The organism is Actinobacillus suis ATCC 33415 (assembly GCF_000739435.1).
Classification (GTDB): domain Bacteria; phylum Pseudomonadota; class Gammaproteobacteria; order Enterobacterales; family Pasteurellaceae; genus Actinobacillus; species Actinobacillus suis.
In genome coordinates this window covers 2,041,874-2,058,850 of sequence record NZ_CP009159.1, presented here as the reverse complement: position 1 = coordinate 2,058,850, position 16,977 = coordinate 2,041,874, and the positions used below count along the sequence as shown (strand labels likewise).

Annotated in this window: 17 protein-coding genes; all 17 read left to right on the top strand. The window is 43.4% G+C overall.

What is annotated here, in order from left to right; genetic code table 11:
* Positions 1-54 precede the first annotated feature (54 nt).
* A complete protein-coding gene (locus ASU1_RS09495; protein ID WP_015674158.1) occupies positions 55-1,044 on the top strand; it encodes a substrate-binding domain-containing protein in 990 nt (329 codons plus the stop codon).
* Between the two features lie 120 nt (positions 1,045-1,164).
* On the top strand, positions 1,165-1,584 hold the full coding sequence (gene rbsD / locus ASU1_RS09490) for a D-ribose pyranase (protein ID WP_015674157.1): 420 nt from the start codon (positions 1,165-1,167) through the stop codon (positions 1,582-1,584).
* Positions 1,585-1,596: 12 nt separating this feature from the next.
* Positions 1,597-3,078 (top strand): ribose ABC transporter ATP-binding protein RbsA, encoded by a 1,482-nt coding sequence (gene rbsA / locus ASU1_RS09485; RefSeq protein ID WP_039195498.1) that lies wholly within the window; start codon positions 1,597-1,599, stop codon positions 3,076-3,078.
* 56 nt (positions 3,079-3,134) lie between these two features.
* Positions 3,135-4,094, top strand: a complete 960-nt coding sequence (gene rbsC, locus ASU1_RS09480) for a ribose ABC transporter permease (RefSeq protein WP_015674155.1) — start codon at positions 3,135-3,137, stop codon at positions 4,092-4,094.
* A gap of 23 nt (positions 4,095-4,117) precedes the next feature.
* On the top strand, positions 4,118-4,990 hold the full coding sequence (gene rbsB / locus ASU1_RS09475; RefSeq protein ID WP_015674154.1) for a ribose ABC transporter substrate-binding protein RbsB: 873 nt from the start codon (positions 4,118-4,120) through the stop codon (positions 4,988-4,990).
* Positions 4,991-5,062: 72 nt separating this feature from the next.
* Entirely contained in the window at positions 5,063-5,974 is a 912-nt protein-coding gene (gene rbsK, locus ASU1_RS09470) for a ribokinase (RefSeq protein WP_015674153.1), read from the top strand.
* Positions 5,975-6,098: 124 nt separating this feature from the next.
* Complete coding sequence (locus ASU1_RS09465) at positions 6,099-6,575, top strand: YchJ family protein (RefSeq protein WP_015674152.1); 477 nt, start codon at positions 6,099-6,101, stop codon at positions 6,573-6,575.
* A gap of 216 nt (positions 6,576-6,791) precedes the next feature.
* Positions 6,792-7,574: an amino acid ABC transporter substrate-binding protein gene (locus ASU1_RS09460; protein WP_015674151.1), complete on the top strand. Its 783-nt coding sequence runs from the start codon at positions 6,792-6,794 to the stop codon at positions 7,572-7,574.
* A 163-nt stretch (positions 7,575-7,737) separates the two neighbouring features.
* Complete coding sequence (locus ASU1_RS09455; protein WP_005605560.1) at positions 7,738-8,454, top strand: amino acid ABC transporter permease; 717 nt, start codon at positions 7,738-7,740, stop codon at positions 8,452-8,454.
* A 21-nt stretch (positions 8,455-8,475) separates the two neighbouring features.
* Entirely contained in the window at positions 8,476-9,225 is a 750-nt protein-coding gene (locus tag ASU1_RS09450) for an amino acid ABC transporter ATP-binding protein (RefSeq protein ID WP_015674150.1), read from the top strand.
* 165 nt (positions 9,226-9,390) lie between these two features.
* On the top strand, positions 9,391-11,985 hold the full coding sequence (gene mutS / locus ASU1_RS09445) for a DNA mismatch repair protein MutS (RefSeq protein WP_039195494.1): 2,595 nt from the start codon (positions 9,391-9,393) through the stop codon (positions 11,983-11,985).
* Between the two features lie 173 nt (positions 11,986-12,158).
* Positions 12,159-12,521, top strand: a complete 363-nt coding sequence (locus ASU1_RS09440) for a type II toxin-antitoxin system RelE/ParE family toxin (RefSeq protein WP_015674148.1) — start codon at positions 12,159-12,161, stop codon at positions 12,519-12,521.
* Positions 12,505-12,813: a helix-turn-helix domain-containing protein gene (locus tag ASU1_RS09435; RefSeq protein ID WP_015674147.1), complete on the top strand. Its 309-nt coding sequence runs from the start codon at positions 12,505-12,507 to the stop codon at positions 12,811-12,813. The genes ASU1_RS09440 and ASU1_RS09435 overlap by 17 nt, the downstream gene beginning before the upstream one ends.
* A gap of 139 nt (positions 12,814-12,952) precedes the next feature.
* Positions 12,953-13,267 (top strand): ribosome silencing factor, encoded by a 315-nt coding sequence (gene rsfS / locus ASU1_RS09430; RefSeq protein WP_015674146.1) that lies wholly within the window; start codon positions 12,953-12,955, stop codon positions 13,265-13,267.
* Between the two features lie 22 nt (positions 13,268-13,289).
* Positions 13,290-13,757: a 23S rRNA (pseudouridine(1915)-N(3))-methyltransferase RlmH gene (rlmH, locus tag ASU1_RS09425; protein WP_005598965.1), complete on the top strand. Its 468-nt coding sequence runs from the start codon at positions 13,290-13,292 to the stop codon at positions 13,755-13,757.
* A gap of 82 nt (positions 13,758-13,839) precedes the next feature.
* Positions 13,840-15,810 (top strand): penicillin-binding protein 2, encoded by a 1,971-nt coding sequence (mrdA, locus tag ASU1_RS09420; RefSeq protein WP_015674145.1) that lies wholly within the window; start codon positions 13,840-13,842, stop codon positions 15,808-15,810.
* The gene (rodA, locus tag ASU1_RS09415; protein WP_015674144.1) at positions 15,803-16,927 is read left to right on the top strand and encodes a rod shape-determining protein RodA; all 1,125 of its coding nucleotides are present in this window, start codon (positions 15,803-15,805) and stop codon (positions 16,925-16,927) included. Before mrdA ends, rodA begins: the two co-directional genes overlap by 8 nt.
* Positions 16,928-16,977: the final 50 nt, after the last annotated feature.

Sequence of the window (16,977 nt, the reverse complement as noted above, 5' to 3'; positions counted from 1 at the left end):
TTTTAGCAAAATTTTGCAAAACCCTATTTTGTAAACACCTATGAAGGCAATTTTATGGCAACAATGAAAGATATAGCTCGGATTGCGGGCGTTTCCACTTCCACCGTCTCCCACGTGATCAATAACTCACGTTTTGTGAGTGACGAAATTCGCCAGCGGATCGAAAAAGTGGTGGCGGAACTCAATTACACGCCTTCATTGGTGGCTCGCAGCCTGAAAGTAAAAGAAACCAACACAATCGGCATGTTAGTTACCACCAGCAGTAACCCGTTTTTTGCGGAAGTGGTGCGTCATGTTGAGCGTTATTGCGAGCAACATAACTATCATTTAATTTTGGTAAACACTGACGGTAACAGTACCAATTTGGAACAACATTTAGCCCGCTTGTTACGCAAACAAGTGGACGGTTTATTATTGATGTGTTCCGAACCGCAAGATTTAGATGAAAGCGTGATGGCAAATATTCAATTACCGATGGTGGTGATTGACTGGTGGCAACAGGCGCTAAAAGCGGACAAAGTGCATGAAAATTCGGAATTAGGCGGTTATCTTGCGACAAAAGCGTTAATTGATGCCGGCTATACCGAGATTGCGGTGATTACCGGCGAACAATCGAAATCCCATACATTAAACCGTTTACAAGGTTACAAGCGGGCGATTTTAGAGGCAAATTTGCAAATTCGTTCCGAATGGATAGTTGAAGGTCATTTTGATTATCAAGCCGGTTTGGAATGTGCAAGCCGATTATTGGCGCTGAATTCTCGCCCTCAAGCGATTTTTGCGATGAGCGATAGCATTGCCATTGGCGTATATCAAGCCGCTTGGCAAGCCGGTTTGCGTATTCCGCAAGATATTGCGGTGATCGGTTACGATAATATCGAATTAGCACAATATCTCGCTCCGCCGCTTTCTACGATTCATCAACCCAAAGCCCGTTTGGCAAAAAATGCGGTGGAACAGTTGATTGCCCGTATTCATCAGCCGGATAAAGCCTATCAAGAAATCGAACTTACCCCCGAACTTGTCGTTCGCCGTTCCTTTTAAAAAATTTGTGATAGACCTCTCAAATCCGACAAGAAACGTTTGCTTTTTTTCGTGATTTTTTCTATTTTTTACTCATCGAAACGTTTCGATAAAATAAAAAGTAACCTAAAAGGAGGAAATATGAAAAAAACAGCGGTATTAAATGCACAACTTTCCGGTGTGATTGCCAGCCTAGGGCATACGGACGGCTTAACCATTTGTGACGCCGGCTTACCGATTCCTTCTGAACAACAATGTGTTGATTTAGCCCTTACTAAAGGTGTGCCAAGTTTTTTATCTACTTTGGAAGTGGTGCTAACTGAACTCTTTGTCGAACGTATTTTATTGGCGGAAGAAATTAAACAATTTAACCCGACCATTGAACAGCAGTTAATTGAAATTATTGATGAACTTGAGCAAGAGCAAGGGCGTAGAATTGAGGTGGAATACGTGGCGCACAGTGAATTTAAGCAACGTAGTAATCAAGCGAAAGCGGTGGTGCGTACCGGTGAATGTTCGCCGTATGCGAATGTGATTCTTTACTCAGGCGTACCGTTCTAGAGCGAGGAAACTATGAAAACCTTGTTGAAAATCAGCGGAATTGATAAAGCCTTTCCTGGTGTGCAAGCGTTAAAAAATGCCTGTTTAAATGTTTATGCGGGCAGAGCAATGGCGCTAATGGGCGAGAACGGTGCGGGCAAATCGACACTGATGAAAATTTTGACCGGTATTTATCAGCGTGATGCCGGTACGATTGAATACCTTGGTAAAGCGGTCAGCTTTGCCAATCCAAAAGCCTCGCAAGAAGCCGGTTTAAGCATTATTCATCAAGAACTAAATATTTTGGGTAACTTGTCGATTGCGGAAAATATTTTCCTCGGGCGTGAATTTACCAATGCTTGGGGCGGTATTGATTGGCGCAAGATGTATGAGGAATCCGACCGCTTGTTGGCGTGTCTCGGGGTAAAACATTCCAGTCGCCAAGCAGCAAACGAATTATCGATCGGCGAATTACAAATGGTGGAAATCGCCAAGGCCTTGAGTTTTGAATCACAGGTGATTGTGATGGACGAACCAACCGATGCGCTGACCGATACCGAAACCGAAGCATTGTTTAGTGTAATTCGAGAACTCAAAGCGGAAGGACGAGGCATTGTTTATATTTCTCACCGTTTAAAAGAGATCTTCCAAATTTGTGATGATGTAACCGTATTACGTGACGGTCAATTTATCGGTGAAAGTACAGTGGCGGATTTAACCGAAGATCGTTTAATTGAGATGATGGTTGGGCGTAAGTTAGAAGATCAATATCCGCATATTGATAATCCGATCGGCGAGGTTTGTTTATCGGTTAAAAATTTATCAGGTAGCGGTGTGAATAACGTTTCGTTTGAATTGCATAAAGGCGAAATTTTAGGTGTTTCCGGTTTGATGGGCGCAGGGCGTACCGAGCTGATGAAGGTATTGTACGGCGCATTACCGAAAACCGCCGGCGAAGTGCTATTAGACGGCAAAACGATTGATAACCGCTCCAGCCAAGACGGCTTAAATAACGGTATTGTCTATATTTCGGAAGACCGTAAAGGCGACGGCTTAATTTTAGGTATGTCGGTCAAAGAAAATATGTCGCTGACCGCTTTGGAATATTTATCGAATTGGGGACGTATTAACCACGAAAAAGAGAATATGACCGTGGTGGATTTTATCGATCTGTTTAATATCAAAACCCCAAGTCCGGATAAGATTATCGGCGAATTATCCGGCGGTAATCAGCAAAAAGTGGCGATTGCCAAAGGCTTAATGACACGTCCGAACGTGTTGATTTTAGATGAACCGACCCGAGGTGTGGACGTAGGGGCGAAAAAAGAAATCTATCAGCTGATTAATAAATTCAAAGCTGAAGGTTTGAGTATTATTTTAGTCTCAAGCGATATGCCGGAAGTATTAGGGATGTCCGATCGCATTATTGTAATGCGAGAAGGCGACATTCGTGGCGAGTTTTCTCGCACGGAAGCAACCCAAGAAAAATTATTATCCGCCGCAATCGGCAAATAAGTTAGGCGCTTTTACAAGCGGTCAAATTTAGCAAGAATTTTGCAAAAGGAATCAATATGAACAAAGCATTTAATCTAAAAAAATTCCTGATAGAACAACGTTCTATCATTGCATTACTCGCATTAATTGCGGTGGTGTCATTTTTAAATCCGAATTTTTTTAGTGTCGATAACTTATTGAATATTTTACGCCAAACGTCAGTGAATGCGATTATTGCGATCGGTATGACGTTTGTGATTTTAATTGCAGGCATTGACCTTTCGGTCGGTTCGGTCTTAGCACTCACTGGAGCGGTAGCGGCAACTTTAATCGGTTTAGATCTCTCGATTTATTTAGTGGTACCGGCGGTATTGTTATTCGGTGCGGCAATCGGCTTGTTAAACGGTGCATTAGTCGCCTTCGGTAAAGTACAAGCCTTTATGGCAACGTTAATCACTATGTTGTTATTGCGAGGTGTCACCATGATTTATATGGAAGGTCGCCCGATTTCTACCGGTTTTTCCGACAATGCCGATTACTTTGCCGAGATTGGTACCGGCGAATTATTCGGTGTGCCGGTGCCGGTTTGGTTAATGTTTATCTTATTTGCTATCGGTTGGTTTATTCTGACCCAAACTCGTATCGGTCGTTATATTTATGCGCTTGGCTGTAACGAATCGGCAACCGCACTTTCCGGTATCAACGTGAATAAAATCAAACTGTTTGTGTTTGCAGTCAGCGGCGTGTTAGCAGCACTAGCAGGTTTAATTGTCACCTCTCGTTTAGGTTCGGCACAACCGACCGCCGGTACCGGTTATGAACTTGATGCGATTGCTGCAGTTGTAGTTGGTGGAACCAGTTTAATGGGCGGTAAAGGTCGTATTATCGGCACATTAATCGGTGCGTTAATTATCGGCTTCCTCAGTAATGCCTTAAATTTATTAGATATTGACTCTTACTATCAGCTTGTCGCAAAAGCGTTAGTAATTTTAGCAGCGGTTATTTTGGATAACTTCCTTGGCCGTAAAAAAGCGTAACCTACTCTCAAAAGGAGATTCCTATGAAAAAATTAACTTCTTTAGCACTTGCTCTAGGTTTGGCATTCGGTGCAAAAGCAATGGCGCAAGACACATTGGCGTTAGCGGTATCTACGCTGGATAACCCGTTCTTCGTTACCTTAAAAGAAGGTGCGGAGAAAAAAGCCAAAGACCTCGGTTACAAATTAGTGGTGTTAGATTCCCAAAATGACCCGGCAAAAGAATTAGCGAACGTGGAAGATCTCACAGTGCGCGGTGCGAAAGTATTACTGATTAACCCGACAGATTCGGAAGCGGTTGGTAATGCGGTGGCGATTGCGAATAAGAAAAATATTCCGGTAATCACTTTAGACCGTGGTGCGAATAAAGGTGAAGTGGTGAGCCACATCGCTTCCGATAATGTTGCCGGCGGTAAAATGGCGGGCGATTTTATCGCGGAGAAAGTCGGTAAAAATGCCAAAGTTATTCAATTGGAAGGTATTACCGGTACCTCCGCGGCTCGTGAGCGTGGTGAAGGCTTTAAACAAGCGGTAGCGGCAAACCAATTTGAAGTATTGGCCAGCCAACCGGCGGATTTTGACCGTACTAAAGGCTTAAACGTAACTGAAAACTTACTGGCAAGCCACGGTGCAGCAAAAGCGGTATTTGCACAAAATGATGAAATGGCATTAGGCGCATTACGTGCGATTAAAGCGGCAGGTAAAGATATTATCGTTGTCGGCTTTGATGGTACGGATGATGCAGTGAAAGCGGTAAAAGGCGGAAAACTGGCGGCAACCATCGCACAACAACCGGATAAAATCGGTGAGTTAGGTGTGGAAACTGCGGATAAATTACTTAAAGGCGAAAAAGTCGAAGCGAAAATCCCTGTACCGTTAAAAGTAATTAGTCAGTAATTTTGGCTCCGGATCCGTTATTTTGACGGTTCCGGCATCGCTAGGTTTGTGTGAGGTCGGTTTGAGGTAGTTATGAAAAAACTTTGTGTGTTGGGCAGCGTAAATGCGGATCATGTTATTCGAGTCCCTTATTTCCCAAAAGCGGGCGAAACGCTGAAAGGCGGTCATTATCATATTGCTTATGGTGGCAAAGGGGCGAACCAAGCGGTAGCAGCGGCTCGTGTGCGAGATGCATCATTAGTTGATGTAGATTTTATCGCTTGTATCGGCGCTGATGATATTGGGCGAGCAATGAAACAAGCGTTTGTGCAAGACGGCATTAATCCCGAACACATTGTTGAAGTGGCTGATCAAATGACCGGCATTGCGATGATTCAAGTGGCGGATTCAGGCGAAAACAGCATTGTGATTTCCGCCGGTGCGAATGCAAAGCTAGATGAAAGCGTGGTGGCACAACATCAAGCCACGATTGAAAGTGCGGATTGCCTACTGGTTCAGCTAGAAACGCCGTTACAAGCGGTCGAAAAAGCGCTAAAAATTGCGAAAGCTCATCACACCCAAGTGATTTTAAATCCGGCACCGGCACAGCCGCTCTCGGACGAAATTTTAGCGAATATCGATATGATTACCCCAAATGAAACCGAAACTGCCTTACTGACAGGCGTTCAAGTGGTCGATGAACAAACCGCCAAACAAGCGGCGAATGTGTTCCATCAAAAAGGTATTCAAACCGTGTTAATTACTTTGGGATCGAAAGGGGCGTTTTTAAGTGAAAACGGCAACGGCGAAATTATTGCCGGCTTTAAAGTCACACCGGTAGACACCACCGCCGCCGGCGATACCTTTAACGGCGCACTGGCGGTTGCTTTATTAGAAGGCAAGTCTATGCGAGATGCGGTAATGTTCGCCCACAAAGCCTCTTCGATTTCAGTCACCCGTATGGGCGCACAAAGTTCGATTCCTACTCGAGAGGAATTGCACTAATTAGATTTTCTAACAGAAGAGCACATGATTAAATGTGCTCTTTTCTTTTTAGAGGGATGGGATTTTTGCTGTATTTCATTTGTTTCATCGTTACAATATCGTGCCTAAAAAGAGGAATGCAAAAATGTCAGAAAATTTAACCGCTTGTCCGTGTCAGTCGGGTAAGCATTATGTAGAATGTTGCCAACCGTTTCATCTCAAGCAAGCTTATCCGGCAACGGCGGAGCTGTTAATGCGTTCACGCTATGCGGCTTATACTCTGGTCAATATTGATTATATTGTGGAGACCACCGTTCCTAGCCAGCAGAAATTTTTGGATCAGGTAGCGATGAAAGCGTGGGGTGAAAGCACCAAATGGGCGGGATTAGAAATTCTCTCTCACAAGCCGAATATCAGTAAAATCCACAGTCTGGTTGAGTTTAAAGCATTATTTGATACTGAAAACGGCGTAGAAGCACACCACGAATTGTCACTGTTTGTGTTAGTAAATAACCGCTGGTATTTTGTTGACCCAACGGTGCCGCTGCCTTCGCAAAAACAGAATTGCGTCTGCGGTTCGGCTAAAAAATTTAAACATTGTTGCGGCGCATATCTCGTCTAGTCTTGATTACAAGCGGTTACTTTTTTGCAAAATTTTATGAAAATTCGACCGCTTGTTTTACATCCAATTCGTTCAAATTAACATCCTTACAACATTTAGCTAATTATTATTCCATTTAGTTATTTGAAGCCTGCATAAATTTCTCTAATAATTCGAAAAAAACACAACATCATATATTTTATCTATTAATTTTCTCGAATTAAGAGGGTTCCTACTATGTTAAAACAATTATCAGTGATTGCGGTTTCTGCGATTGCACTTGCGACATCAGCAACTTCGTTTGCTAAAGAAACGTTACTCGAAAGAATTAATGCCAAAGGTACGATTACAGTCGGTACTGAAGGGACTTATGCACCGTTCACTTATCATGATGCAAGCGGTAAATTAACCGGTTATGATGTGGAAGTAACTCGTGCGGTTGCAGAAAAATTAGGCGTTAAAGTTGAGTTTAAAGAAACGCAATGGGACGCAATGTTAGCCGGTTTAAAAGCGGATCGTTTCGATTTAGTGGCAAACCAAGTGGGCTTAACCACACCGGAGCGTCAAGCGACTTTTGATAAATCGGAAGCGTATAGCTGGTCTGGTGCGGCGTTAGTGGTGCGCAACGATGAAGAAAAAATCCAGCAGGCATCGGATGTTAAAGGCGTAAAAACCGCTCAAACATTAAGCTCAAACTACGGCGAATTAGCGCGTGATAACGGTGCGAACATTGTGCCGATTGACGGTATGGCGCAAGGCTTATTGCTCATTCAACAAAAACGTGCGGATGCAACTTTCAACGACAATCTTGCGTTATTGGATTATCTGAAGAAAAACCCGAAATCAGGTTTAAAAATTGTTTGGGAATCACCTGAAAAAGTGGGTGCCGGTTTAGTGACGAACAAAGGTAACCAAGAAGCGTTAAACAAAATTAGTGCGGCAATTGTTGAGTTACAAAAAGACGGTACGTTGAAAAAGCTCGGCGAACAATTCTTTGGTCGTGATATTAGTGTGAAATAACTCAATACGTTCAGACGCTTTGAAGCAAGCGGTCTAAATCTGCAAATTTTTAGCAAATTTAGACCGCTTGTTTTTCTTTTTAGATTATTTAGACGTCTAGACGTATACATTTCTATCTATATCCCTTAGAATTTCATTAAATCAATTTTTATTAGGATAGTTTGTGTTAGAAAATTTATTACTGCAAATTCCATTTATGGATGAGGCTCGTGTGAAACTGGTGATGGATGCTTTCTTCCCAATGGTCGAAGCGGCGGTCTTGGTTTCCATTCCGTTAGCAATCGCTTCTTTTATTATCGGTATGGCGATTGCGGTCGGCGTGGCGTTGATCCGAGTTACCCCAGTAAATGGTATGTTGCATCGCATTGCTCTTGCGATTGTGAAAGTGTATATCTCGATTATCCGAGGCACGCCGATGTTGGTGCAAATCTCGGTGGTGTTTTACGGCTTACCGGCGATCGGTGTGTATATTGATCCGATTCCGGCGGCGATTATCGGTTTCTCGCTGAATATCGGTGCATACGGTTCGGAAACCGTGCGTGCGGCAATTTCTTCCGTGCCGAAAGGACAATGGGAAGCCGGTTATACCATCGGTATGACCTATATGCAAACCTTCCGCCGTATTATTGCCCCGCAAGCGATTCGCGTGGCTGTACCGCCGTTAAGCAATACTTTTATCGGTTTGTTTAAAGATACTTCATTGGCTTCTGTGGTAACGGTAACGGAAATGTTCCGTGTCGCACAACAAATGGCGAATATGTCTTACGACTTCTTGCCGGTATATATTGAAGCAGGTTTAATTTACTGGTGTTTCTGCTGGGTGCTTTTCTTGATTCAAGCAAAACTCGAACGCCGCTTTAACCGCTTTGTGGCGAAATAATGGCTAACCACGGAAAACAAAATGATCAAAATTAGCAATATTCATAAAACCTTTGGCGACAACACGATTTTACGTGGCATTGATCTGGAAATTAAAAAAGGTCAGGTAGTGGTGATTCTCGGGCCGTCCGGTTCCGGTAAAACTACGTTTTTACGCTGTTTAAATGCGCTGGAAATGCCGGAGCAAGGCACAATCACGTTTGACGGTTCAGAGCCGTTAAGCGTGGATTTTTCGGCAAAAAATATCAAAAAACAGATTCTTGCCTTACGCCGTAAATCAGGTATGGTGTTCCAAAATTACAACTTATTTCCACACAAAACCGCATTAGAAAATGTGATGGAAGGCCCGGTATTTGTGCAAGGCAAAAAGCCAGAACAAGCTAAAGCGGAAGCTGAGAAATTATTGGCAAAAGTTGGTTTATCCGATAAAGCACAGCTTTACCCGTTCCAATTATCCGGCGGTCAGCAACAGCGTGTCGGCATTGCACGTGCGTTAGCGATTCAACCAGAATTGATGTTATTTGACGAACCGACTTCGGCGCTTGATCCGGAATTAGTGCAAGACGTGTTGAATACCATGAAAGAGTTGGCGCTAGAAGGCTGGACAATGGTGGTGGTTACGCACGAAATCAAGTTCGCATTAGATGTAGCGGATGTAGTGGTCGTGATGGACGGCGGTGAAATTGTCGAGCAAGGCTCGCCGGCACAGCTTTTCCAAAATCCGCAACACGAACGCACTAAACGCTTCTTACATCAAATTCGTGCGGATTAAACCTTATGACAAGCGGTTTAAATTAGCAAAAATTTTGCAAATTTAGACCGCTTGTTTCATTTATCTGATCATTCCCTTAATCATTCCTTTTATGCTCCGCAGTTTTTTCCACTCCCTCAATCTGTTACACTAACTGCCAATTTTGACTAACTTAACTGCGAAGCCATGACTCAAGATCTTTCTAAACACACGCCGATGATGGCGCAATATTTGCAACTTAAAGCGCAAAATCCTGATATTTTGTTGTTCTATCGTATGGGCGATTTTTACGAGTTGTTTTATGACGATGCCAAAAAAGCGGCGGCGTTGTTAGATATTTCTTTGACCAAACGAGGTGCATCGGCAGGCGAGCCGATTCCGATGGCGGGCGTGCCTTATCATGCGGTAGAAGGCTATTTAGCTAAATTGGTCGCATTGGGCGAATCGGTGGCGATTTGTGAGCAGATTGGCGATCCAGCAACGAGCAAAGGGCCGGTTGAACGTAAAGTGGTACGTATCGTTACCCCCGGTACCGTAAGTGATGAAGCGTTATTACCGGAACGTCAGGACAATTTAGTCGCTGCGATTTATGAAGAAAAAGGCGTGTTTGCGATTGCCACGCTAGATATGACTTCCGGGCGTTTTTTAATTACCGAATTACCAAATAAAGAAGCGCTCGCTGCTGAATTACAACGCTTACAACCGGCGGAGATTCTCTATGCGGAAGACTTTTCTGCTGCTGAAATTCTAAATAATTATAAAGGTTTACGCCGCCGTCCGGTGTGGGAGTTTGAGTTAGTCACGGCGATTAATTTATTAAATCGCCAATTCGGTACGCAAAGTTTAGCCGGTTTCGGAGTAGAAAAAGCAGTCGTAGCATTATGTGCGGCGGGTTGTGTTTTACACTATGCACAAGAAACACAACGTACCGCCTTACCACATATCAACAGTATTCATTTGGCGCAAAATAGTGACACTATTTTGCTGGATGCGGCAACTCGCCGTAACTTAGAACTGACCCAGAATTTAGCCGGCGGAACGGAAAATACGTTAGCGGCAGTTTTAGATAAATGTGTTACGCCAATGGGCAGCCGTTTGCTGAAACGTTGGATTCATCAACCGATTCGTGACCTAGAAAAGTTGAAAAAGCGTCAAGATATAATTGACACTTTACAAAAAGAGCAACGTATCGAACTGCTTCAGCCGTTACTCCAAAATGTCGGTGATATGGAGCGAATCCTTGCTCGTGTTGCATTGCGCTCGGCTCGCCCACGTGATTTAACTCGTTTGCGCACCGCCTTGGCTCAATTGCCTGATATTGCAAAAAATGCGAAAAATTTGACCGCTTCGCTTGATGCACTTGTGGCACAAATAGGCGATTTCAGCGAATTACACGCACTGCTTGAGCGTGCGATTATTGAAACGCCTCCACAATTAATTCGTGACGGCGGTGTGATTGCAGAAGGTTACAATGCGGAGTTGGACGAATGGCGAGAGCTTTCTGCCGGTGCAACGCAATATTTGGAAAACCTCGAAATTCGAGAAAGAGAAGCAACCGGTATTGATACGCTTAAAATCGGCTTTAATGCGGTACACGGCTACTATATTCAAATTAGCCAAGGGCAAGCGCATAAAGCCCCGATGCACTACGTACGCCGCCAAACCCTGAAAAATGCCGAGCGCTATATTATTCCTGAGCTGAAAACCTATGAAGATAAGGTTCTGAAAGCAAAAGGTGCGTCATTGGCGTTAGAAAAGCAACTTTATGATGAGTTGTTCGATTTACTTATGCCTCGTTTGGGCGAAATGCAATTAGCGGCAATGGCGTTATCCGAATTAGACGTACTGACCAATCTTGCCGAGCGAGCGGAAAGTTTGAACTATGTGCGCCCGACTTTCAGCTTACAACGAGGTGTGAATATCAAAGGCGGTCGCCATCCGGTGGTGGAGCAAGTGTTAAAGGATCCGTTTATTGCTAATCCGGTATTCTTAAACGCACAACGTCATTTATTGGTGGTAACCGGCCCGAATATGGGCGGTAAAAGTACCTATATGCGTCAAATTGCATTGATCAGTCTAATGGCGTATATCGGCAGTTTTGTTCCGGCGGATAGTGCGGAAATCGGCGCATTAGACCGAATTTTTACCCGTATCGGCGCAAGTGATGATTTAGCCTCAGGCCGTTCGACTTTTATGGTGGAAATGACCGAAATGGCGAATATTCTGCATCAGGCAACCGAAAACAGCTTAGTGCTGATCGATGAAATCGGGCGTGGTACTTCAACTTATGACGGTTTATCGCTGGCGTGGGCGTGTGCCGAATGGCTAGCCAAGAAAACCCAATCGCTTACCTTATTTGCGACGCACTATTTTGAGCTGACCAGTTTACCAAGTCAGTTAAAAGGTGTAGCGAACGTGCATTTAGATGCCCGAGAACATCAGGATTCCATCGTGTTTATGCACAGCGTACAAGAAGGTGCGGCAAGTAAAAGTTACGGTTTGGCAGTAGCGGCGCTTGCCGGTGTGCCGAAACAGGTGATTCAATTGGCGAAACAGCGTTTAGCGCATTTGGAAGAAATTTCATTACAAACCAAAGAAGCGCACGATAATCCGCAAGGCGATCTCTTATTCAGCGCGGATTTGCAAGAAGTCCCGCAAATTCAACCGCTTGCGGTACAACAAAGCGAACTGGAAAAAGCATTAATGAGCATAGACCCCGATGAACTCACCCCCCGCCAAGCGTTGGATGAGCTATATCGCTTAAAAAAATTAATGGCTTAAGAAGAGTAAAAAGGCTAGTGAGTTTTCACTAGCCTTATTTTTTGAGACGAATGAAGTGGATTTTCGATCTTGATCGCAAAAGAAAAATAATAAAGTTGTATATTAACCAAACATTTATAAGCTATCTTTCATTGGTTGAAAATCATACGCTTTAAGCGTATAGTGAGGAAACAGTGAAGTTAGTTTTTGTAGAATTACCACCTTTTGAGCGATATAGACAAAAGCACCTTAGTGATGAAGAATATAGACATTTTCAGAATGAGCTATTAGAAAATCCTAATAAAGGAGATTTAATCCAAGGTACGAACGGCTTACGCAAAATTAGAATTGCAGATATGCAACGAAATAAAGGTAAGAGAGGTGGAGCAAGGGTAATTTATTATCATATTGTGAATTATTCAAAAATTTTGTTGGTTACCGCATATGGTAAAGATGAACAATCAGATTTATCTAATACGGAACGCAATATGTTAGCGAATAAAGTGAAGCGTATTGTTGAATTAGAGATAAGGAGTAGTAATGGGAAAACTTTTTGATGATTTAATGGAAGGGCTTGATGCTTATGAAAAACATATCCAAGGCAAAATCACCCTGCGAACCACGGTATTAGAAAAGCCTGAACCAGTAGAACTTAGCCCGTCTGAAGTTAAATTGATTCGAGAAAAATTAAATCTGTCGCAAGCGGTTTTTGCGCATAAATTGCATACTTCCGTGCGGACTTATCAAGGGTGGGAGCAAGGCAAAACCAAACCGAATCCACAAGCGGTACTGTTGCTTCGTATGGTGGATAAATCGCCTCAGTTATTAGAACAAATGGCACAGCTCTAAGCCGGTTAAATACAAGCGGTCGTATTTGTAAAAAAATTTGCAAATACGACCGCTTTACTTTTGTCTATTTGTTATATTGCAACGAATTTGTGTTAAAATTTAACATTTGTATTTTAGTAAATTTGAAAGAGAACTGAACGTGGAACAAAATTTAGTCGAATTTTTAACAAAAACTTTAGATGATTTAAAAGCGAAAGATATTTTAGCGATTGATGTGCGTGGTAAATCGAGCATTACCGATACTATGATTATCGCAACCGGTACTTCGGTACGTCACGTGGCTTCAACCGCAGATCGTTTAAGCGCAGAAGCAAAACAAGCGGGCTTTGAAGTATTTGGCGAAGAAGGTAAAGCGGTGGCGGATTGGATCGTGGTCGATTTCGGTCAAGCGATCGTGCATTTATTACAAGCGGATGCCCGTGAAATGTATCAATTAGAAAAACTTTGGGCATAACTGTCATTTTTGTGGTAGCACAATGAAAATACAATTAATTGCGGTCGGACAAAAAATGCCGGATTGGGTGAAGGTCGGTTTCGAAGAATACCAACGCCGTTTCCCGAAAGATATGCCTTTTGAACTGATTGAGATTCCTGCCGGTAAACGTGGTAAGAATGCGGATATTAAACGCATTTTAGAGCAAGAAGGCAAAGCGATGTTAGCGGCTGCCGGTAAAGGCAAAGTTGTGACGTTGGATATTCCGGGCAAACCTTGGACAACCGAACAATTGGCGAGCCAATTGGAAGCATGGAAAAATGACGGACGAGATGTGTGCTTGTTGATTGGCGGGCCGGAAGGACTTTCGCCGGAATGTAAAGCAGCAGCGGAACAAAGTTGGTCGCTTTCACCTCTAACCTTACCGCACCCAATGGTGCGAGTGATCGTAGCGGAAAGTTTATATCGTGCGTGGTCACTGACAACAAATCACCCTTATCATCGAGAATAGCTTGATCTCGAATGGACATGGTAAAAAATGCTAAAATTTTGACCGCTTGTTCCGTTCGCTCTAGAACAAAATGAGATAAACAATGTTTGGTAAACTCGGAAAATTAACCAATCCAAAGCCTCGTGAGAAAGTGCGAGATGGGCAAGCGGAGAGCAATCTGTTTGCTCGTCGTGCATTAGTCGCATTTATTGGGGTATTGGCGCTTACGGGCGTGTTATTAACCAATTTGTATCATTTACAGATTGTGAATTATGACGATTACCAAACTCGTTCCAACGGCAACCGTATCAAATTGCTCCCGGTTCCGCCTACCCGCGGTTTGATTTATGACCGCAACGGTAAAGTATTAGCCGAAAATATTACCTATTTCGGGCTTTATATCATTCCTGAGAAAACGGAAAACCTGGAAGAAACCTTAGTTGAATTGCGTGATGTGGTTGGGCTAACCGATGAAGATGTGGAAGCATTCCGTAAAGAGAAAAAACGTACCTCTCGTTATACGCCGATTTTATTAAAGGGCAATTTAAACGAAGAGCAAATGGCACGTTTTGCGGTAAACCAATATCGTTTCCCAAGTTTAGACGTACAGGCGTACTACAAACGTAATTATCCTTATGGAGAAACGCTAACTCATATTATTGGATATGTGGCGAAAATCAACGAAAAAGATAAGAAAAAGCTCGAGGAAGAGGGTAAATTCGGTAATTATGCCGGATCTCACGATATTGGAAAATTGGGCATCGAAAAATATTACGAAGACCAATTACACGGACAAACCGGTTTTGAAGAGGTAGAAATCAATAACCGAGGCAAAGTGATTCGCAAATTGCGTGATCAGCCGGGTGTGGCGGGCAGTAGTATTCGCTTAACCATTGATGTTGAGTTACAACAATATATTCAGAATTTGTTGGGCAACCAAAAAGGCTCGGTCGTAGTGCTTGACCCTCGTGACAGCAGTGTATTGGCGATGGTAACCAACCCGAGCTATGACAATAACTTATTTGTCGGCGGCGTCTCGGGGGCGGATTATAAACGATTATTGGAAGATCCTGCCCGTCCGTTATATAGCCGTGCCACGCAAGGGACTTATCCTCCGGCTTCTACGGTAAAACCGTTTTATGCGGTGATGGGATTGGCGGAAGGCAAAATTACGCCTTATGGGGCGATTTACGATCCGGGATTTTGGGTATTACCCGGTACCACACAACGTTATCGAGATTGGAAGAAAGGCGGTCACGGTTCAACCAATGTGAATAAAGCGATTGCCGAGTCTTCCGATACGTTCTTCTATCAACTTGCGTATGATACCGGTATTGAAAAAATGTCGGAATGGATGCGTAAATTCGGTTTTGGGCAGAAAACGGGGATTGATATTTTTGAAGAATCCGCCGGTGTGTATCCGAATCGTGAGTGGAAACAACGCCGTCATAAAAAGCCTTGGGTACAAGGTGATACCATTCCGGTAGGGATCGGTCAAGGTTACTGGATTGCAACACCGTTACAAGTGGCAAAAGCACAAGCGATATTAATTAATAACGGTCGTGTTAATACGCCGCATTTAATGATGGAAGTGATCAGCAGCGATAAAGTCGAACCGTATAAAGACCCGCTTAAATATGAAGATATTAAAGGCGTGCCGGAGCGTTTTTGGCAAGTGGCAAAATTCGGAATGTACAATGTAGTGAATGCGGCAAACGGTACCGGACGCAAAGCCGGCGGTTCGTTTTATCGTGCCGCAGGTAAAAGCGGTACGGCGCAGGTATTTAACTTAAACGGTGGTAAATACAATAAGAATGCGTTGAAAAAAGAACTACACGACCATGCGTGGTTTATTAGTTATGCACCATATGAAGATCCGAAAGTTTCGGTGGCGATTATTTTAGAAAATGCGGGCGGTGGCGGTTCAAATGCCGCACCGGTGGCGCGCCAAGTGATGGATTTTGCATTAAGCAAAACGCTAAAAGAACCGATCGGAACGTCGGAACAACCTTCGCAAAATATTGAGCAAATTCAACCGCTTATAAGCGAGCAAGGAAATACTCACAATGAATAGTGGCTTTAAAAAACTTTTCTGGAAAATTTTTTCTCTCGACTTATGGCTATTGCTAGGTCTGTTATCCATCACCGGTTACGGGCTGTTAGTGTTATATAGTGCCAGTGGCGGAAGTGAGCGGATGTTCTCTAACCGAGTGATTCAAGTGACGCTTGGTTTGGGAGTCATGTTTTTTATGGCAATGATTCCGCCTCGTTTTTATGAGCGAGTCTCGCCTTATCTCTACTTAGTCTGTATTGTGATGCTGATCTTGGTGGATTTGGTCGGCGAGACCAGTAAAGGGGCGCAACGTTGGCTGAATTTGGGTTTTGTACGTTTCCAACCATCAGAAATCGCTAAGCTTTCCGTACCGTTGATGGTGGCGACTTATTTGGCAAAACGTGCTTTACCGCCAAGTTTAAAAGATACCTTTATTGCATTGGGCATAATTATCGTGCCAACCTTATTAGTGGCGGCGCAGCCGGACTTAGGTACTTCGATTTTAGTATGTGCCGCCGGTATTTTCGTGCTGTTTTTAGCCGGATTAAGTTGGAAATTAATTAGTGCCGGCGTGGTCTTCTTGACGGGATTCATTCCTATTATGTGGTTTTTTCTGATGCACGATTATCAGAAAACCCGTGTAATGACTTTAATTGACCCGGAAAAAGACCCGCTTGGTGCCGGTTATCATATTATTCAGTCGAAAATTGCGATCGGTTCGGGCGGGATTAACGGTAAAGGTTGGATGGAAGGTACTCAATCGCAGTTGGAATTCTTACCCGAACCGCATACGGACTTTATTTTTGCCGTGTTGAGCGAAGAACACGGCATGATTGGTATATTGATCTTATTAGCGATTTATTTATTTATTATTGCTAGAGGATTGGTTATCGGCGCTAAGTCGGACGGCGCTTTCGGACGCTTGATTTCAGGCGGTACATCACTGCTATTCTTTGTTTATGTTTTTGTAAACATTGGTATGGTGAGTGGTATTTTACCGGTAGTTGGTGTACCCTTACCGCTGTTTAGCTATGGGGGAACCTCCTATGTAACCCTAATGGCTGCGTTCGGATTAATGATGTCCGCTTATGTTCATCGTAAGCGTGCGTACACAAATAATCCTTACAGCAAACTTTAGTCAGACTTTACAGACTGATTTATAAAGTCTGAACCTTTGCTTTTTTGCGG

Coding starts and splice junctions, on each gene's coding strand:
- ASU1_RS09460 (WP_015674151.1), top strand. CDS start 6,792: ATGTTAAAACAATTATCAGTGATTGCGGTTTCTGCGATTGCACTTGCG.
- rbsA (WP_039195498.1), top strand. CDS start 1,597: ATGAAAACCTTGTTGAAAATCAGCGGAATTGATAAAGCCTTTCCTGGT.
- mutS (WP_039195494.1), top strand. CDS start 9,391: ATGACTCAAGATCTTTCTAAACACACGCCGATGATGGCGCAATATTTG.
- ASU1_RS09465 (WP_015674152.1), top strand. CDS start 6,099: ATGTCAGAAAATTTAACCGCTTGTCCGTGTCAGTCGGGTAAGCATTAT.
- ASU1_RS09450 (WP_015674150.1), top strand. CDS start 8,476: ATGATCAAAATTAGCAATATTCATAAAACCTTTGGCGACAACACGATT.
- rbsK (WP_015674153.1), top strand. CDS start 5,063: ATGAAAAAACTTTGTGTGTTGGGCAGCGTAAATGCGGATCATGTTATT.
- mrdA (WP_015674145.1), top strand. CDS start 13,840: ATGTTTGGTAAACTCGGAAAATTAACCAATCCAAAGCCTCGTGAGAAA.
- ASU1_RS09495 (WP_015674158.1), top strand. CDS start 55: ATGGCAACAATGAAAGATATAGCTCGGATTGCGGGCGTTTCCACTTCC.
- rbsC (WP_015674155.1), top strand. CDS start 3,135: ATGAACAAAGCATTTAATCTAAAAAAATTCCTGATAGAACAACGTTCT.
- rlmH (WP_005598965.1), top strand. CDS start 13,290: ATGAAAATACAATTAATTGCGGTCGGACAAAAAATGCCGGATTGGGTG.
- rbsD (WP_015674157.1), top strand. CDS start 1,165: ATGAAAAAAACAGCGGTATTAAATGCACAACTTTCCGGTGTGATTGCC.
- rodA (WP_015674144.1), top strand. CDS start 15,803: ATGAATAGTGGCTTTAAAAAACTTTTCTGGAAAATTTTTTCTCTCGAC.
- rbsB (WP_015674154.1), top strand. CDS start 4,118: ATGAAAAAATTAACTTCTTTAGCACTTGCTCTAGGTTTGGCATTCGGT.
- ASU1_RS09435 (WP_015674147.1), top strand. CDS start 12,505: ATGGGAAAACTTTTTGATGATTTAATGGAAGGGCTTGATGCTTATGAA.